15 protein-coding genes are annotated in these 18,524 nt (G+C 59.5%); 9 read left to right on the top strand and 6 right to left on the bottom strand.

Annotated features, from left to right (window positions below; translation table 11 throughout):
- The first annotated feature begins 268 nt into the window (after window positions 1-268).
- Genes ACLIRY_RS03945 through ACLIRY_RS03935 form a run of 3 tightly spaced genes read left to right on the top strand, consistent with a single transcriptional unit; the run spans window position 269 to window position 3,515 of the window.
- Window positions 269-1,480 (top strand): oxygenase MpaB family protein, encoded by a 1,212-nt coding sequence (locus ACLIRY_RS03945; RefSeq protein WP_413204033.1) that lies wholly within the window; start codon window positions 269-271, stop codon window positions 1,478-1,480.
- Complete coding sequence (locus ACLIRY_RS03940) at window positions 1,480-2,529, top strand: sulfotransferase (protein ID WP_413204032.1); 1,050 nt, start codon at window positions 1,480-1,482, stop codon at window positions 2,527-2,529. The genes ACLIRY_RS03945 and ACLIRY_RS03940 overlap by 1 nt, the downstream gene beginning before the upstream one ends.
- Entirely contained in the window at window positions 2,526-3,515 is a 990-nt protein-coding gene (locus tag ACLIRY_RS03935; protein ID WP_413204031.1) for a hypothetical protein, read from the top strand. The genes ACLIRY_RS03940 and ACLIRY_RS03935 overlap by 4 nt, the downstream gene beginning before the upstream one ends.
- A gap of 495 nt (window positions 3,516-4,010) precedes the next feature.
- Here the strand turns inward: ACLIRY_RS03935 and ACLIRY_RS03930 are convergent, their stop codons facing one another.
- Window positions 4,011-5,138, bottom strand: a complete 1,128-nt coding sequence (locus ACLIRY_RS03930; RefSeq protein WP_413204030.1) for an NAD(P)/FAD-dependent oxidoreductase — start codon at window positions 5,136-5,138, stop codon at window positions 4,011-4,013.
- A 371-nt stretch (window positions 5,139-5,509) separates the two neighbouring features.
- On the opposite strand from ACLIRY_RS03930, the gene ACLIRY_RS03925 reads away from it, so the two are divergent.
- On the top strand, window positions 5,510-5,902 hold the full coding sequence (locus ACLIRY_RS03925) for a hypothetical protein (protein ID WP_413204029.1): 393 nt from the start codon (window positions 5,510-5,512) through the stop codon (window positions 5,900-5,902).
- Between the two features lie 225 nt (window positions 5,903-6,127).
- On the opposite strand, the gene ACLIRY_RS03920 is transcribed toward ACLIRY_RS03925, so the two are convergent.
- The 4 genes from ACLIRY_RS03920 to ACLIRY_RS03905 all read right to left on the bottom strand — a co-directional run bounded on the left by ACLIRY_RS03920 (window position 6,128) and on the right by ACLIRY_RS03905 (window position 10,624).
- Entirely contained in the window at window positions 6,128-8,176 is a 2,049-nt protein-coding gene (locus tag ACLIRY_RS03920; RefSeq protein ID WP_413204028.1) for a diguanylate cyclase, read from the bottom strand.
- A 212-nt stretch (window positions 8,177-8,388) separates the two neighbouring features.
- The gene (locus ACLIRY_RS03915; RefSeq protein ID WP_413204027.1) at window positions 8,389-8,946 is read right to left on the bottom strand and encodes a hypothetical protein; all 558 of its coding nucleotides are present in this window, start codon (window positions 8,944-8,946) and stop codon (window positions 8,389-8,391) included.
- Between the two features lie 79 nt (window positions 8,947-9,025).
- A complete protein-coding gene (gene hemA, locus ACLIRY_RS03910) occupies window positions 9,026-10,240 on the bottom strand; it encodes a 5-aminolevulinate synthase (RefSeq protein WP_413204026.1) in 1,215 nt (404 codons plus the stop codon).
- Window positions 10,241-10,462: 222 nt separating this feature from the next.
- Window positions 10,463-10,624: a hypothetical protein gene (locus ACLIRY_RS03905; RefSeq protein ID WP_413204025.1), complete on the bottom strand. Its 162-nt coding sequence runs from the start codon at window positions 10,622-10,624 to the stop codon at window positions 10,463-10,465.
- A 244-nt stretch (window positions 10,625-10,868) separates the two neighbouring features.
- On the opposite strand from ACLIRY_RS03905, the gene ACLIRY_RS03900 reads away from it, so the two are divergent.
- Window positions 10,869-11,705 carry a universal stress protein gene (locus ACLIRY_RS03900; RefSeq protein ID WP_413204024.1) on the top strand — a complete coding sequence of 279 codons (837 nt, stop codon included), beginning with the start codon at window positions 10,869-10,871 and terminating at the stop codon, window positions 11,703-11,705.
- Window positions 11,706-11,976: 271 nt separating this feature from the next.
- Here the strand turns inward: ACLIRY_RS03900 and apbC are convergent, their stop codons facing one another.
- Window positions 11,977-13,047, bottom strand: coding sequence for an iron-sulfur cluster carrier protein ApbC (gene apbC, locus ACLIRY_RS03895; RefSeq protein WP_413204023.1), 1,071 nt, complete (start codon window positions 13,045-13,047; stop codon window positions 11,977-11,979).
- A 330-nt stretch (window positions 13,048-13,377) separates the two neighbouring features.
- On the opposite strand from apbC, the gene hflK reads away from it, so the two are divergent.
- The 4 genes from hflK (at window position 13,378) to ACLIRY_RS03875 (ending at window position 18,326) form a co-directional block, all read left to right on the top strand.
- On the top strand, window positions 13,378-14,541 hold the full coding sequence (gene hflK, locus ACLIRY_RS03890; protein WP_413204022.1) for an FtsH protease activity modulator HflK: 1,164 nt from the start codon (window positions 13,378-13,380) through the stop codon (window positions 14,539-14,541).
- Window positions 14,541-15,425, top strand: a complete 885-nt coding sequence (hflC, locus tag ACLIRY_RS03885) for a protease modulator HflC (RefSeq protein ID WP_413204021.1) — start codon at window positions 14,541-14,543, stop codon at window positions 15,423-15,425. Before hflK ends, hflC begins: the two co-directional genes overlap by 1 nt.
- A gap of 739 nt (window positions 15,426-16,164) precedes the next feature.
- A complete protein-coding gene (locus ACLIRY_RS03880) occupies window positions 16,165-17,619 on the top strand; it encodes a DegQ family serine endoprotease (protein WP_413204020.1) in 1,455 nt (484 codons plus the stop codon).
- A 98-nt stretch (window positions 17,620-17,717) separates the two neighbouring features.
- The gene (locus ACLIRY_RS03875) at window positions 17,718-18,326 is read left to right on the top strand and encodes a DNA polymerase III subunit chi (RefSeq protein WP_413204019.1); all 609 of its coding nucleotides are present in this window, start codon (window positions 17,718-17,720) and stop codon (window positions 18,324-18,326) included.
- Window positions 18,327-18,524 lie beyond the last annotated feature (198 nt).

Raw genomic sequence — 18,524 nt, 5'->3', positions numbered from 1 at the left:
CTTTGCCGAAACGGAACCCTGTATAGGTGTTATGTGTTATGCATTCATCTATTGATTGATATTCTTCTTGCCAATTGACGGCTATCAGGAATGGTGTGGGCAATGAAAGCGGAGTAGAGGCAGCCGTCCAGGTTCGGATCACAGGTGTCCTTCAGTCGCGCGAATCCCCTCCGAAAAAGGGTGTTTTTCGATTGTTCCGTCCCGTCAATAATTATGCTATGGGGTGTATGTTTCTTATCCCTGTTTGGACCTTTTACGGCATTTGCACATGTCAGCTTTCTCCACATCCAATCCCTTGGGGGATGGAAACGTCATCCCCACCGCCTACCGCGATGGGTACGCCAAGGCGACACTTGTCGATTCCGGGCTCGCCGGTCGGTATGTGGCCGCGACTCTCCTTGGCGACCCCCAGGCCGATGCCGTGGTTGCGGAACTGTCTCGCCACGACGCGGGGCAAAGCCAAGAGTGGATCAAGCAAGCCATCGAGGTCGGGCCATCGGCGATTCAGGACGCACCGGAGAGTGTCCGTGCATTCTTCGCCGACGCGGAGCAGGTCCCTCCCTGGTTCGATGCAGATCAGGTCTTGCCCGGTTGCCGGGCCTTTCATCGAAATTCGGAGATGTTCATCGGGGCGTTTGTGGCGGCGGTCTTGATCGAGGGATTTTCCACCCTGATCAGCCAATCGTTCACGATCACCGGTCGTCTTGTTGATCAAGGCGTCCGACGCCTGAAGCAGAACAACCGGCAGATCGTGGAAATTTTTCTCCCTGGAGGTCTGGACCGCCGGGGAGATGGTTGGAAGCTGTCGGTGCGGATCCGCCTTGTCCATGCACGCATTCGGCTCCTGCTGTCCCGGGCCGAGGAATGGGAGGAGGCCGCCTGGGGGGTGCCCCTCAGCGCCGCCCATATGGCCTACGCGACGGCGGCCTTTTCCGGGCTGTTATTGAAGCGCGCCGCCATGCTTGGGGTTACCCTTTCGGTAGAGGAGCGGGAGTCCTTCATGATGATCTGGCGGTATGCCGGTCACTTGATGGGGGTTCCCGAAGATTTGCTGTTTGACTCGGAAGACAGCGCCCTGCACCTCCACCGGGTCGGAACCCTTTGCGAGCCGCCACCAACCCTTGAATCCATTGTGCTGGCCAATGGGTTGATCAATTCCGCACCCATTGTTGCGGATATCACCGAATTGGGCGCCCGACGGCGGTTGAGCCGAAAGATCTACCGGATATCCCGGGCGATGATCGGCGATGACCTTGCCGATCAGCTCAACTATCCCAAAATGAACACCACGGGCACTTTGGCTGTCCTGCGCCTGACCAATGGGGCCGAGCGGATCCTGTCCCAACTCGTTCCCGCATTCGGTGCACGCCGCCGGGCCAGCAAGTTCCAGACCATGCTGACAGTCTCGCTTTATAGCGAAGAGGGGATCCGCTATCGCTTGCCGGGTCATGTTCACGCGGAGAAGGACGCTCACCTATAATGACCGCTCGTGGAAGTGAAGAGGTGATCGCACCGGTTTTGATCCTCAGCACGGGGCGATGCGGTTCCACCATGCTTTCGGATCTGCTCAATCAGCATCCGGGGATCTTAAGCCTTTCCGAATTTTTCGTTCCCCTCGGTCAGAGCGCATTCGCTTGGCGCCGTCCCGACGGCGAACGCATGTGGAAAACCCTGACAAGGCAGAGTCCGGGCCTCCACGCCATGCTGAAGGACGGCCATGTGGTCGATGAGTCTCTCTATCAGTATGATATGCCCGGGGCCCGCTTCACCCCTGAAACCATGCCACCGATCATCGCCGTGACCCTTCCCCATCTGACGGTTGATCCCGAGGCCTTGCTGGACGAGTTGGAGCCCCTCGTCCGGGCTCGTCCTCGCATGCCCTTGGCAGACCACTACCGGGCTTTGTTCCAGGATTTGGCGGAGAAGTTGGATCGGCGCGTCTGGGTGGAGCGGTCCGGTGGAACTTTGATGCATGCGGCTAAACTGCTGCGTCTGTTTCCCGAGGCGCGCGTGATCCATGTCTATCGCGATGGCCGGGATACGGCGATATCGATGAGCCGTCACTACAATTTTCGCGTGCTTCTTGGAGCGATCTTGCGGTGCCGTCGGCTTGGGATTGATGTCCAACGGCGTTTCCTGGACACACAAGGCAGTCTGGCAGACGTGTTGATGGAATCGCTCGCATTTCGGCTTTTGAATATTGAGAAAACCGCAGCCCTCCCAACGTTTGAGGATTTTGGTCGGTTTTGGAGTGATTTGATCCTGATTGGGCACCGGGTTTTCCAGGATCTACCGCCGGACCGTCTGTTGAACGTGAAGTTCGAGGAGGTCCAAGTTGCGCCCCGGGAAAAGCTGCGGGAGGTGATCCGTTTTATTGATCCGTCGCTCGAAGACGAGGGCTGGCTCGATAAAGTCTCGACAGTGCCCCGACCGGCTCGCTCCTCCTTTCGGACCTTGCCCGCAGATCAGCAAGTGGCGCTGACACAGGCCTGTGGGCCGGGCCTGGAACTCTTAGGATATGCGGTTTGACCCAAGAGCAAGGATGCCCCGTCACTTCTGAGGATCTGGACGAACTGCTGGGAATTTGTCGGCGCACCTTCCAGCGCCCTGATGCCGATGGTACTCTTTCCCGGCAGTTCCATAGCAAGACTCACTCTTGTCTGAAGGCGACACTGGTGATTGATCCGCCCGATAACCAAGCGTGGCGGAGGGGACTCTTCGCCAAGCCCGGTCGTTATGAGGCGCTCGTCCGGTTTTCCAACGCGTTCTTCGATGATGATTCCCATCCCGATCTAAGGGGTGTGGCGATCAAGCTGCGCGGAGTCGAAGGGGCGGTGTGCGACGGTGCGCCGCCGGGACAGCAGGATTTCGTGTTGATGAATAGTGCCATAGGACCGTCCAAGGATGCGGCGGAAGCCATGGATTTATTTCGCGCCCTGGATGGCATTCGGCGGGCAACGACCGTTGCAATACTGGCGCCACGATATCTGTTTCCCAGCATCCTGCCTTGGCGGATGCGCTGGCGCTACTGGGCTTTTCTCAACGGTTCCGGTTTGCGGCACCTGTTGGGGCGTGATTTGGCGCGGATGACCTATAACAGCGTTACCCCTTACCGGCTTGGCGACGGGGCAATGAAGATCCTGCTTCGGCCTGATGGAGCCGCCAGGATTCGTCCTTCAACCAAGGGACGCGATTTCGGTGCGAAATTGCAAGCCGCCCTTGATCTGGGGCCGATCCGTTTCGAATTCTGCTTGCAACCCCGTGTTCTGGACAGCGATTCCGTTGAAGATACCCGGCAGGCCTGGAAAAGCCCGGTCCATTCCGTCGGAGTCCTGGAGATCCCTCCACAGGATGTGGCGGCTACGGTTGCGTTGGGTGATCAACTGGCCTTCAGTCCCTGGAACTGTCTTGCGGCGCACGAACCCCTTGGCTCGATCAACACCCTCCGGCGGGCGGCCTATGCGGCATCGGCGGCTAACCGAGGGGCCGAGGCCGTGCCGCCGTCCTGGAGGTAACTGCCGGTCGTATTTTTTGGGCGATTGCCAAGCCCATTTGGGGGCGAAGCCCCCAAACCCCCATTTTTCTTTTAGAGCATCGAGCGGAAAAGTGGGCACCGGTTTTCCGCTCCACTTGATGCTCTAATACCAAGCGGCGCGGGTTGAAACCCACGCCGCTTTTCTTGCGTTCAAACGCCAGGCGGGCTTTTACGCGCCATAAGGCGCGGCGGCCGCTTGGCCGCTTCCAAGGTGCGGTGAGTCAAACTCACCGCACCTTGGTATAAGCCTCTGACATTGAAGCAAATCGTCACGCCTACGGTGTGCGTTCCGCCCGTCGCAATCTGTCCCAGATTGCTCGGTATTTGCTCTAAAAATAACAGCCTGGGGTCTGGGGCCTTTCGGCCAGTAAATGCTGGAGGTCTGGGGCCTTTCGGCCCCAGTGGGGGACGGGGCAACGCCCAGTGACTGAAAAGTACTGACTGTCGTGTAGCGTGAAGCTGGCCCCGTTTCACTCTAGCGATAGGTGCGCAGGTAGTGGCGTTCGAAGGCGCGTTTCATCCAATGGAACAGTCTCATCTTCGGGCCGAGGAAGCCGAAGCTTTCGCTTCGATAGACCAGCATGGCCTTGTCGAGCATATCGACGATACACACCAGTTCTGCCTTGAACCGGGTCACAACGTCCTGCCCCTTGAGCGAGGCCGCGATGTTGGCGGCTGCGGCCTTGGCTTGGAGGTCCGCTTGATGCGCCTGCTTCGGCATCCAATCTGGGCCGGGATAGCTGCCCGCGTCGCCGACCACCCAGACGCCGTCCCGGTCTGTCACCCGGCACATCTCGTCTGCGGCGATCATGCCACCGGGGGAGAGGGGAAGGTCGGCGTTGGCGAGCCAAGCGGGGCCGGTCAGTCCGGGCATGAACAGAATCAGGTCGGCTGCAAACTCACCTCCTTCGGTCACGACCTTGTTGGTCTCCAGGCGCACCATCTTGTGACCCAGCCGTGTTGTGATGTCGCGTTTGGCCATCTCCTTCAGCAGGCCGTCGACGGCCTTGTCGCCGAGCCGCTGGCCTGGTCGGAGAGAAGGATTGAAGAAGGTTAGGGTGAAGCTGTTCCGGCGGCCTTGTCGGCGGAGGAGGGCATCAATGATGAACAGGAATTCGAACATCGGACCGCCCCTGACGGCGCCCTGTTCCATGGGGTTCGAGGCAAAGCCAACGGCGATGGTGCCCCCGGTCATCCCCGCGAGACGGCGCTCGATCTCCTCGCCGACGGTGATGCCTTCGCAGGGAATGAGCGCATGCTCTATCCCGGGCAGTTTGCGGATGAAGCGGGCGCCGGTCGCGATGACAAGCTGGTCATTGCGATATTCTCCCACGTCGGTCAAGACAACCCGGCCACCTTCGGATAATCCGAGGACGGAGGCTTTCACATGGGTGACGCGGTGTCTTGCGAAGAAATTGCCGAGCGGAATCTTCAGGTCTTTGCCCTTGCGCAGACCCGCAGGCAGCCAGATCGAACTGGGTAGGTAGTGGAGAGCATCGCGTGGGGAGATGACGGTGATGTCTGCGTCGACGCCTTGGCTGCGGAGTTCGCGGACGGTGGTCAAGGCGCTGAAGCCTGAGCCCAGAATGGTGATGTTGGTCACGGATGCCCCACAGAGTTTACATGAACATAATCTTATATAATGGCTTTGGCATAAGAATCCAATGCTGTTCGTCGTCAGTTGGGAGGGGGGAGGAGTTTCCGTCCGTTTTGGTCTTATCGGTTGCCAGGAACCTGGGAGATGCTTTGGGATAGCCTGTCGTTCGCCGACTCAGGTTGCTGAGAAGATCGTTGTAAAATGAGACGCATATTGTTTCGGGGTTCCCTCTAAATCGTGAGTCAAGATCCAAGGGAGAGTCACATGAAATCAAGGGGTTACGATTTATCAGTTCTAAACAGACTGTTTTGTATTGAAAACCGTTAAAGATGTGAGTTTCTTGCGGTACCCGCAATAGGATCTTGGAGAGTGAGTCGATGAAGTATGGGGTAATCGCGGCGGTCAGTGCCGTTCTGATGGTTGGTGCTTGCGCCTCTGCACCCTCAAGTGACGACAGCTCGGCTGAAAGCGTCACGTTCTCCTATCCGGCACCCGTCGTTCAAAAGGCCGCAGTCAGCGCTCTTCGTGACACGGGGTTCGATGTCGAAAAAGCCGAACCTCTTTACGTAGAAGGGTTCCATTCCCGTAGAATCGGGCTTGTGGTCGGCTCGGGAGGGGAAACCGTTGGCGTCTGGATCGATCCTTTGACGAGCAGCTCGTCGCGCGCCAAAGTGGCAACGGAAAAGTCCATTGTTGGCATTGTCGGCCAGAAGAGTTGGAATACTGAGATCATTGCGGCTATGCGCAATAAACTGGCTGCAGGACAATAAGATCAAGTGGCGGGGTGGGGGAACCCCACGCCGCTTTTGGATCAAACCGCCCTAAATCGGAATCGATTTAGGGCGGTTTGATCTAAAAGCATATGGTTAGAGCATCGCGTGGACCGGAAAACCGGTTCCCAGTTTTCCGCTCGATGCTCTATTATGTTCAAACACCACGCGGACTTTGTCGCGCCACGGAGTGCTGAGGCCATCATATGGCTCCGAGTTCTTCCATCACTCTTGAGCGGTGGTGCGTTCTTCTGTTTCCTCGTCCTGGGGAAGCTCAAGCTCCGGCAGGTCGTGTCCTTGAGCCGTCGGGGGAGCCAAATCGCCCACGGCCCGGTTCCGACCCTCTGTTTTGGCGCGGTAGAGGGCCAAGTCTCCCCGGGCCAAGGCACCATCGGCATCGTCGTCCAGGCGGATATCCGTTACGCCGATACTGACGGTTATGTCGATGGTCTGGCTGCCCACCACCGAGGGGGCGTTCCGGATCGCACTACAAAGGCGTTCCGCTGTCAGCATGGCGCCCCGGCTGTTGGTTCCGGGGAGGAGGGCGGCGAATTCCTCGCCCCCCATGCGACCCAAGAGGTCGCAATTGCGTAGGGTGGCCAGGCAAACGGTGGTGAAATGGCGTAGGGCCGCGTCACCGCCCCCATGGCCGAAGCGGTCGTTGATGGATTTGAAGTGATCCAGATCCATTTGCAGCAGGCAGAGATTCCCACCGTAGCGGTGCAGACGCTCCATTTCCTGCTCCAGGAGCTCCAGGAAACGGCGTCGATTGGCCACGCCGGTGAGGGGGTCCGTTTCGGCCAGATCTCTTAGACGCTGCTCCATGGCCTTGGTCTCGCTGATGTCGCTGAAGCTTGCGAAGACCGCAGGTTCACCGTCGAAGGTGATGATCGAAGCGGAGACATCGGCCCAGAAGGCGCCGTTCCCTGTGGTGCGCATTTGTGTCACCAGACTGTTCGCTTGTCCCTTCCGTTTCAACAGGTCGCGGAAGCTGCGGAAGCGATCGGGTTCGGTGAAAAAGCCCGACAGAGCCTTGTCTCTTGCCCAATGTCGGGAAATTTGGAGTTGGCTTTCTGATCGGGCATTGGTGTGCAGGATCCGATCCGTTTCCAGCCCGGCAATAACGATGGGGTAGGGGGCACTTTCGACGAGGGTCCGGTAGCGGCTTTCGCTGTCGCGCATCTGGAGTTCGGCGATTTCCCGCTCCGACATCTCCCGGGCGAGACGCCTGTTCATGGCCGTTATCCGCCATGCGACTCCACCGATGGCCAAGGTGACGAGTGCAAGCCCTGCAGCCCCGTAGAGAAAGCGCGGATCGGTTCGCATGATCGTACGGGTCCCCGTGCCCGGTCCTGCAAGAAATCCGGCAAGCTCCGTATTCCGTGGGATGAGGCCGAAGCGGGCATAGGTGTCACGGATGGTTTCCCACCGCCCGGGGTTCATGTACCCCGGCTCGACCAGATCAGAGGCGATCAAGGGCCGCAGGGTGGCCGCCTCGAAAAGCAAATGTGCCAGTTCGTGACGGGCGCCGTGGCGCTTGCGGATCCATTCGGCGATTTCCCGGGTATGGGTGATGGCGTAATCCCACCCCTGCAGGGTGGCGGCACGCAGGGCCTCCGCCTGCTCGGGATGATCGGCCATGGTTTTGTGGGTGGTAAAGAGGATCTGCCCATAGAAGTCGATGCCAGAAGCCCGGGGCGAGAATGTAAGGATCTCCAGCCCCAGGGCCTTCAAGATGTAGGGGTCGTCGGCTTCACTGGCGCAGACGGCGTCCAGGCTGCCGTCGATCAAAGCGTCGGGGGTGAAATCCCGCTGGGTGATGTCCATCAGAGAGAGGTCAAGGCCCTCGCTGGCGAGATAGGCGAGGACGGGCAGGCAGTCGTTGGACAGGCCCAGACGCCGCCCCACCAGATCATGGACCGTTCGAATACCTGTGTCTGCGCGGGCCAGGATCACCTTTGGGGAGTGTTGTTGGATGGCTCCAAGGGCCACCAGGGGGGCCCCCTTCGACAGGGGGACAAGAAGATCTGTGCTCGAGAGTCCGTAGTCCACATCGCCGGAGAGGACTCGGTCCACGGGGTCGCTGCCCGGTTCGGCTTCCAGGGGGATGACGGTCAAGCCCCGATCCGCATAGAAGCCCTTGGCGATGGCAGCATAAACCCCGGCGAAGGCGAATTGGTGGGTCCAGGGGAGTTGAAGGCGCAGGCTATCCGTTTCGCCGTCGGCTTTCGCCCATCCCGGGTCTGATGCGCAGAACCACCAGAGAAGGGACAAGCAGACCCCAAATATCCGTTTCCCTCCGCCCATTTTCCCCACCAAGGCGCCTCCGAAGGTCGGATTTTGATACCGGAAGGGGAAAACAGCAACCACTTCAAACTAACTACCTGTAGTGGTTGTGCTTTCCAACTCCATGGAAACTAGTTCCGTGTCCGAAAGGTTAAGATATATAGCTTTGGAGTCGAATTTCCCCGAGGACTCGTCGGACCTTAAGTCTTGTTCGGTTGGGGATTCTGTCGGAGGGAGAAGTCTTCCAGCCAAGCCAGACGGGATTCGGCGATGGAGACTTCATGGGCGAGCCAGTCCCGCATGGTTACGCCTTCTTCGCGGGATGCGGCGAGCAGGTCTAACAGGCGGGCCAGTTCCGTTTCCGCCGTTTCCAGCAAAAGATCGGCCTGCATGGCCCGCTGGTCCATGGGGAGCAGATCCAGGAAGCGAAATTTCAAAGCTGTGATCAGTCGGGAGAGGTCCGAGGAGGCCCGAAGGTTTGCCGTCATCAGGCGGATGAACTCGGCTTTCCCCCCTTCGGTGATGGCGAGGAGGGCATCATCTTCCATCCCCTCCCCATCGACGGGCTCCATAAGCCCCTCGTAGCGCAACAGTTCCATGGAGCTACCCAGCAGGTCCAGGGAGGGACCCGTCAGGCGGGTGATAAAATGGCGGACCGAGGCGGCCAGATCGCTATAGCGCCGGGGACCCCGGGCAATGGTTCCGAGGGCACAAAGGCGAACCGCTTCACGCGGGGTCAGGGTGTTGTCGGCGAACATGGCTGTGTCTTCCAATGCGGGCCTCGCTCAATTGCGAAGCAGGTGCAGTATACCGCATTATTCCGCTCTGGTAAACGTGTCACGCGGCGCGTTGTTTCAATCCAAGGCGGCGCCAAACGTCGGTCAGTGCTGCGACCATGTGGTCCATATGCTCATCCCCATGCAGCGGCGTTGGGGTCAGGCGGAGACGCTCTGTCCCTTTGGGCACGGTGGGATAATTGATGGGCTGAACGTAGATGTCGTGCAGCTCCAGCAAGAGGTCCGACGCCTGTTTGCACAGGGTCGCGTCCCCCACCAAAACGGGAACGATATGGCTGACAGATGGCATGACGGGGAGGCCCGCTTCTGCCAGACGCCGTTTGGCGGTGGCGGCGCGTTCCTGGTGGCGGATGCGTAATTCGTTGTGCGCCTTTAAATACCGGACACTGGCCAGGGCGCCAGCCGCTATGGCCGGAGGCAGGGAGGTGGTGAAGATGAAGCCCGCACCGAAGCTGCGGATGAAGTCCACCAGATTCCGCGAGGCGCAAATATAGCCGCCGATCACGCCGATGGCCTTCCCCATCGTCGCCTGAATGATGGTGATCCGATCGCGTTGGCCGTCCCGTTCGGCGACGCCGGAGCCGGTCTCGCCATACATACCCACGGCGTGGACTTCATCCAGATAGGTCATGGCGCCATACTTATCGGCCAGATCGCAGATTTCCTTAATGGGAGAAATGTCCCCGTCCATGGAATAGACCGATTCGAAGGCGATCAGCTTCGGAGTCTCCTTAGGATACTTCCGCAGGAGGCTTTCCAAATGCTCCAGGTCGTTGTGGCGGAAGACCTCCTTCGGCGCCCGGGAGTGACGGATCCCTTCGATCATGGAATTATGGTTGTCGGAGTCCGACAGGATGACCAAGTCGGGAATTTGGGATCCCAGGGTCATCAGGGCGGTCATGTTGGCAACATAGCCGCTGGTGAACAGAAGGGCTGCGTCCTTAGCGTGCCAGAGGGCGAGTTCCTCCTCCAGCAGTACATGGTAATGGTTTGTGCCGCTGATATTGCGGGTTCCCCCAGCGCCGGCGCCGCAGATGCGCAGGGCTTCATCCATGGCAGTCAGCAATTCGGGATGGATCCCCATGCCCAGGTAGTCGTTCGAGCACCAAATGGTGACCTCATGGACTATGCCGTTCCGGTAGTTCCGCGCGATCGGGAACCTGTCGACTTGGCGTTCCAGGTCGGCGAAGACGCGGTACCGTCCTTCCCGCTTCAGACTGCTCAGCCTGTCTGCGAAAAAGCTCTCGTAATCCATGGTCGGGCAACTCCTGACGCGTTCGCCCCACTTTCCCTGTGAACTGATCGGTGCGCCTTTGAGGCGGTCACCAGATGGGTCGGGGGCCGGGGGCATACTGCGGTGGCTGGGTCCTGGGGCCGCTTCGGGAAGAGACCTTCTCGGGGTGTTAAGGACGGATCGTCACCAACGAAGTCCCAGCATACGGGTGAGAAGCGGGATGTCCAGACCCGATGAACCGACTTAAGGCGCATGGGGGATATGTTGTTGGGCGGTGATCTGACCGACGCCGCCCAACAGGCTGCCCAGCAGGATGGCGACCAAGGCAGTGTCCTGGGGGGCTCTCTCCTGGGGATGTGGTGGATCGCGCGGATCAGATGCGGATTTTCCGCAGGGCTCGTTCATCGACTTGGCGGTTTATCTCCGCGTCCCAGTGATTTAGGATCCAGTGCCAGGTGGGAGGCCGCCCCTGTCCAAGTGGTTCGGCCAGGGGGGGAGGAGGACCTTTTCGCGACCGTCCCATGGATCGTTTCTGGGCTGATGGCTTTTGGCCTGGCGGCTCCCCTCGGTCCGTATTCAATAGGGTTGGGTGAAGTCCGGTGTGAATCCTCGGGATCCGGATCATCACCCACCGTTCAAGGAGGAAGCAATGTCTTTCAAGGACATCCTAGTCCATGTTGATAAGTCGTCCCATTGCCGGGCTCGGCTGGAATTGGCGGCGGCCATGGCCGTGGAACATGGGGCGCATTTGACGGGCCTGGGGGTGAAGACCGTTCCCCATGTGCCACAGTTCGTCATGTCCCAATTGGGTCCCGAGGTCGCCGAGGCCCAGCGCAAGTTCGCCGCCGACGCCATCAAGGTTGAACACGAGATGTTCGAATCCGTGGCCAAGGCCGCTGGCGTATCTTACGAATGGCGCGAGGCCGAAGGGGATTTGGTCGAGAGCTTCTGTATGCATGCCCGCTACACGGATTTCGTGGTCGCCGGTCAAATCGACCCCCGCGACGACGAAATGGACGGGGAGTCGGGGCTCGTCGACCATCTGGTATTGGATGCAGCACGGCCGGTTCTGGTTGTGCCCTACGCCGGCACCTTCAAGAGCGCCGGTCACCATGTGATGGTCGCCTGGAACGGAAGCCGGGAGGCGACCCGGGCCGTCAACGACGCCATTCCCCTCCTGAAACGGGCGAGCAAGGTGGAAGTGGTCGTCGTCAACCCGCGCGGGGGCCGTCAGGGCCATGGCGAGGTCCCGGGTGCTGACATTTGTCTGCATTTGGCCCGCCATGGGGTGAAAGCCGAAGCCCATGCTGTCCATGCCGAAGACATGGATGCGGGCGCCATGCTGCTCTCCCGGGCCGCTGACGAAAGCGTCGATCTGATCGTCATGGGGGCCTATGGCCGCTCCCGCCTGCGCGAATTGGTGCTCGGTGGGGCGACCCGCCACATCGTGCGCCATATGACCATCCCGGTTCTGATGAGTCATTGAGGGCTTCAGCACCGGATGGACGTAGGGGCATCCGGTGCTGACTTGCCTTACGCCAGTTTCACTCTCACTAGATAGATTTTAGAGTGCCTTCGAGATCAAGTCGGGCCAAGACCTGGGCCAATTTGATCTCGAAGGCACTCTGGCCGCGCGAAGGGCTTCGACTGGGCGCGCTTTGCCTGGCGCCCAGTCGGGTGTTTGATTGCCGCAGTTTGGGGCTCGTCTTCACTGCGGTGGTCTCTGAAAATGACCTTGGGAGGTACCAGGGCTTCCCCTATCCCTCCAACTTATCCCAGATGCGTTTGGCGATGGCCTTGTAGGCCAGGGCATGGGGGCCGTCCGGATCGCTGACCGTGACCGGGGCGCCAATGTCCGCCGTCGCCCGGATCTTGATATCCAAGGGCAGGTCCCCCAGGAACTCCGCCCCGAGTTCCTCCGCCGTACGTTTGGCACCGCCGTGGCTGAAGACCTCTTCCCGATGTCCGCAATTGGAACACAGGTGGTAGCTCATGTTCTCGATCAGGCCGAGAACGGGGACATCCACCTTGCGGAACATGTTCAAACCCTTGCGGGCGTCCAGCAGGGCGATGTCCTGGGGGGTGGAGACGATGACCACGCCGGATAGAGGGACCTTCTGGCTGATGGTCAATTGGGCATCCCCCGTCCCCGGCGGCATGTCGATCAGCAGAATATCCAGATCCCCCCAAACCACGTCCCGAAGCAGCTTCTCCAGGGCGCCCATGACCATGGGGCCGCGCCAAATCACCGGGTCGTCTTCGGCCACCATGAAACCAATGGACATGATCGCCAGCCCATGGCCAGTGACCGGATAGGCCTGTTCTCCTCCTGCGGACTGGGGCTTCTCGTCTCTCACCCCCAACATGCGGGGCATGGACGGGCCATGGATGTCTGCGTCATAGACACCGACCTTTAGGCCCTGGGAGGCCAGCGCCAGGGCCAGATTGGCCGTGGTGGTGGATTTGCCCACACCTCCCTTGCCGGAGGCCACGGCGATCACATGTTTGATGGTCGGCAGCGCGATCTTGTTCGGCCCTTGGGGTTTGCTGTTGATCGGTGGCGGTTCTGGCCGTTGGGCGGTCAAGACCGCTGTAACTCGACCCACGCCGGGCAGGGCACGGGCCGCGTCTTCTGCCTGACGGCGCAGCGGTTCGAGCTTTTCGCCCAGTTCCGGGGGGACGGCGATGGTCAGAATCACGGCAGCTCCCCCCTCTCCAGGTTGAACGGACAGGCTGTCCACCCATCCCTGGGAAACCAGATCCTGGCCCGTGGGCGTCTTCACGGTGGCCAAGGCCTTGAGAATATCGTCCTTTGTGACGGCGGACATCGATTGAAACCCCTTGTAGGTGAAACGATATGCGGAGAACCCAACATTGCGAATGTCGGGTGGGAAGGTCAGGTCGACCCTCGGGGGAGAAAGGCGGGACAGGGAGTGCGTCTGAGAGAAGCGAAGCGGAAAGAGGGCGTTGGTTTGCGGATCGACGGCCTGAAACCGAACAGCGGTTTCAGGATCTGTCCGAGTAACCGGTGCTCGGTTTCTGTTGCGTCCTTGGCCAGTAGTCCTTACCTGTCCTATAAGGTTTTCGCGGCCCTGCATTTTCAAGGCGGCGCGCGACAAAGATGTTTGAAGATTTAAACGCGAAAGGGACTTCGTTCAATGGCATGGAACCAACAAGGAGGCGGCGGCCCGTGGGGTAGCGGCGGCGGTGGCGGCGGCCCATGGGGCAGTGGCGGTGGAGGGCGCGGCAATAATGGCCGTGGCAACCAACCCCCCGACCTCGAGGAAGTTCTGCGCAAGGGCCAGGAGCGCTTCAAGTCCATGATCCCCGGCGGCTCTGGCGGTGGACTGGGCTCCAAGGGAATCGCTATCCTTGTTCTGCTTGCTCTGGCGATCTGGCTGCTTTCCGGGTTCTATCGGGTGGGCACGGACGAGCAGGGCGTCGTTATGCGATTCGGCGAATACACCACGACCACGCCCCCGGGGTTGCATTACCATCTGCCCTATCCGGTGGAAACGGTGCTACTGCCCAAGGTGACTCGGGAAAACCGGGTGGAAATCGGCTTGCGGGGCTCAACCGGTCGTCCCGGTGAAGTGGCCCGTGACGTTCTCGAGGAAAGCCTGATGCTGACCGGAGACGAGAACATCATCGACATCGACTTTTCCCTGGTCTGGGTGATCAAGGACGCCGGTGAATACCTGTTTAACCTTCGCGATCCCCGCAGCGCCGTAACCCGCGCCGCCGAAAGCGTCATGCGTGAGGTCATCGGTCAGACTCCGATCCAAGTGGCCTTGACCGAGGGTCGTCAAGCCATCGAAGAGCGGGCAAAATCCATGCTTCAGGCCCTGCTGGACGAATATAAGTCCGGTATCCAGATTCGCCGTCTGCAGTTGCTGAAGGTCGACCCCCCCGCCGAGGTGGTGGATGCGTTCAACGATGTGCAGCGTGCAGAAACCGACAAGGTCCGCCTTCGCAACGAAGCGGAGGCCTATCGCAACTCCGTCATCCCGGCAGCCCGGGGTAACGCCGAGCAGTTGGTCCAACAGGCCGAAGCCTATAAGGAAGAGATTGTCAATCGTGCCCAGGGTGATGCCTCGCGTTTCGACCAAATCTATAAGGCCTACAAGGTCGACAAGGATGTGACCACCAAGCGCATCTATCTGGAAACCATGGAAGATGTATTGGCTAGCGTGAACAAGATCATCATCGATAAAGATGGACAGGGCGTCGTTCCGTATCTGCCCCTGCCAGAACTGAATGCCAACCGGTCCGATCCGGGGCGATCGACGTCCGGAGCCAGCACCGCGCAGGGGAGCAAATAATGAAAACGTCTCTTCTCGCCCTCGGCGTCGTCGCGGTTATCGTCGCAGTTGGCCTTTATTCGTCCCTGTTCATTGTCAACCAGACCCAACAGGCCCTGGTCTTCCAGTTTGGCGAGCATGTTCGAACCATCCAGGAGCCTGGTCTGAAGGTGAAGATTCCCTTCATCCAGAATGTGGTTTACTACGACAAGCGCGTTCTGGAGCTGGATCCCCCGGCGGAACAGTTGATCCTTGCTGACCAAAAGCGGTTGGTGGTGGATACCTTCGTTCGCTACCGCATCGCTGACCCCCTGCAATTCTATCGGGCAGTGAACAACGAGTATCAGGCGGGCTCGCGCCTGTCGGATGTGGTGATTTCCTCGCTGCGTCGGGTGCTGGGTAATGTGGGATTGGCGACTCTGCTGTCTCCGGAGCGCGAGCAGATCATGGTCGACCTCAAGGCTGCGGTGGACAAAGATGCCAAGGAAATGGGGATCGCCGTCACCGATGTTCGGATCCGACGGGCTGACCTGCCGGAGGAAACCAGCCAGGCCATTTATGATCGGATCCGGTCGGAACGTGAACGGGAGGCCCGTGAGTCCCGCGCCCAGGGCCAGGAACAGGCCCAGCAGATCCGCGCCCGCGCCGATCGGGAACGCACGGTGATCATGGCCGAGGCCCAGAAGACTTCGCAGCAATTGCGGGGTGATGGCGACGCCCAGGCGATCAAGATCTATGCCGATTCCTTTGGCGCCGATCCTGAGTTCTTTGCCTTCTACCGCTCCATGGAGGCCTATAAGAAGGCCTTGGGCACCGGCAAGGACACCAGCATGGTGCTGTCTCCGGACAGCGATTTTTTCAAGTACTTCGGATCGATGACGGGCCAGCCTGCCCCGGCTCGGTAAGGAGTCTCGGTTAACGCGTCAAAGGGGGCGGGATCTCCGACGGAGGTCCCGCCCCCTTTTGGTTCTTCCGTCCCGCCCCTTATACCAAGCGGCGCAGGTTGAAACCCACGCCGCTTTTCTTGCGTTCAAACGCCAGGCGGGCTTTTACGCGCCATAAGGCGCGGCGGCCACTTGGCCGCTTCCCAGGTGCGGTGAGTCAAACTCACCGCACCTGGGTATTAGATCAAACCGCCCTAAATCGGGATCGATTTAGGGCGGTTTGATCTCGTATCATATGGTTAGAGCATCGCGTGGAGCAGAAAACCGGTGCCCCCTTTTCCGCTCGATGCTCACAATCCCCCCCAAAAATTGCTCCGGTGTTCGCTGGAACCAAGGAATACCCCGAAATAGACTACATTGGCCCCCGGTCGGTCCCATTTCCGCCACCATTGGCTAACAGTTTGTAAACAGGCAAGAACGAAAGGGGGGTCCTCCCCCGGGCCTTCGGCGATTGACCGCCGGGGGCTATGAACCCAAATCCCATTAGGTCCGGCGCGGTCCATCGCCACCCGGACGCGCCAAGATCCTTCCCATCGGCCGTCCATACGGGAGGCCTGATCGGAAGGAGCCCAAAGGAGACCATGACGTGTTCCAGAAAGTCTTTCACAGAGAAACCGAATTACCCCGGGGAGAAGGCGGGACTTCCCAGCGCCCCCAAGGGCGGGCGAGATTTGCCCATCGGATCATTGCACCGGTTCTCATGGCCGGCGTCCTTATGGCGGTTCCCATGGTGCCGGGTCTGTCGCCCATTGGCGAAGCTCAGGCACGGGATACCCCGGCAAGTTTTGCCGATTTGGCCGAACGCCTGCTGCCTGCGGTGGTCAATATTTCCACCACGCAGACCATTGATTCCGCTCGCGGTCCGGACATGCCCCAATTCCCGCCGGGCTCGCCCTTCGAGGAGTTCTTCAAGGATTTCTTTGATCGGCACGGCGGCGGCAACGGCGGTGGACGGCCGCGCAAGGCCACGTCCTTGGGCTCGGGATTTGTGATCGATAAGACAGGCTACATCGTCACCAATAACCATGTGATCAAAGACGCCGACGAGATCACGGTTATTTTGCAGGACGATACGGCCTTGAAAGCCAAACTGATTGGCCATGATGAGAAAACCGACGTCGCTCTGCTGAAGGTGGAGCCCAAGGAGCCCCTGACGGCTGCAGTGCCCTGGGGGGATTCTGACGCCGCACGGGTGGGCGATTGGGTGGTGGCCATTGGCAACCCCTTCGGTCTGGGCGGAACGGTGACCGCTGGCATCATCAGCGCCAAGACTCGCGACATCAACGCTGGTCCCTATGATAGCTTCATTCAGACCGATGCGGCCATCAACAAGGGCAATTCCGGTGGCCCGCTGTTCAACGAGGACGGCGAGGTGATCGGCATTAATACGGCGATCTTCAGCCCCTCAGGCGGGTCCATCGGCATCGGCTTTTCCGTGCCTTCCAATCTGGCCAAGCAGGTGGTGGCTCAGTTGAAGGAATATGGGCGCACAAAGCGGGGATGGATCGGTGTGCGGATTCAGTCCGTGGGTGAGGAAATCGCCGAAGGTTTAGGCCTGGATAAGCCCCGGGGCGCTTTGGTGGCGGCCGTTACCCCTGAAGGCCCGGCCGCTGCGGCGGGCATCAAGGCCGGAGACGTCATCCTGTCCTTCGATGGTCGCCCGATACCGGATATGCGGGAGCTTCCCCGCATCGTGGCCGAAACCGCCATCGATAAGAAAGTGGATGTGAAGGTTTGGCGCGACGGCAAGGACGTCGATCTGAAGATGTCCGTCGGTGAATTGGAAGTGGCTGAGGAAAAGGGTCTGCTTGACGACGAAACCAAGACGGCACAGGTGGAAGATGGATCGACGCTGATTGCGCCCCTTGGTTTGGGTGTGGCAGAACTGAATGACCAGCTGCGGTCCATGTATGGGTTGAGCGAGGATACCAAGGGTATCGTCATCACTGACGTGAAGGAGGACAGCGACGCTGCGACCAAGGGTGTGGAACCGGGTGTGGTGATCATCAAGGTCAATCAGCAGGAAGTCTCAACCCCCGAGGAAGTGACCAAGGCGGTTTCCAATGCCGTTGACGCCGATCGAAAGACCGTCTTGCTGCTGGTGGAAAACAAGGGTGCTCGCACCTTTATCCCCTTGAAAATCAGCGACAAGTAGAGGACGCGACCGGAATGGGACAATCGAGCCGCCCCCCGAAAGGGGGCGGCTTTTTCCTGTCTCCCGATCAAACGAGTGAGCCTTGATTCCTTTTCCCCATGCGGGTCCTTTTTTGCCGGACGACGGGGGAAGGCTTCGTTTACACTCCGGCCATGACCACGCCCATGATCCGATACGACTTTTACCATCTGACAATCTGGCCCCTGGAAGACGCCCTTCCACGCCTCTTGGCGCGCGTCTATGGGGGGGGACACCGGGCCGTCGTCCTTGCCGGATCTGAGGAACGGGTGCGGGTCCTGAATGCCTTGCTTTGGACGTTCGACGCCAGTTCCTGGTTGCCTCATGGCTCTCGGGAGGATGGGGATCCGGGGCGACACCCCATCTGGCTGACTACCGATATCGAAAATCCCAATGCCGCCGATGTCCTCGTGTTGACAGATGGAGCTTGGCCCAAGGAGCAAGGGGGCTTTACCCGAGTCCTGAATCTGTTCGACGGACGGAACGGTCCGGTGGTGGAGGCCGCACGGGGACATTGGCGGATCTTGCGGGACCAGGGTGTTGAATTGCGCTATTGGAGCCAGGATGATCAGGGACGGTGGATTGAAAAGGCCCGTGAAAATGCTGAAGAGACAGGGAAAAAGGGGGGTGAGCACACCGCTTCGCTGGATGTAGGGCGGGATGGGACAGGGCTCAAAACGATCAAATAAATTGTTAGAAAACTCGCAGGTCGTCTATCGTAGCAATTTACGTCAATTGACTGAATGGTTTATACTTTGCTCAACATGGCCTAAAGGGTGTATCCTTGTCTAGGTGGCTTCACTCTTAAGAGGGTGCTGTCAAGGTGTATGGTTGTATATGTTGGCCCGAAAGATGTCGTCGCCCGAATGGGTAAAATCTGGGCCGTA

Source organism: Rhodospirillum sp. A1_3_36 (assembly GCF_047263945.1).
Classification (GTDB): Bacteria; Pseudomonadota; Alphaproteobacteria; order Rhodospirillales; family Rhodospirillaceae; genus Rhodospirillum.
This window is presented reverse-complemented; position numbering and strand designations above follow the sequence as displayed.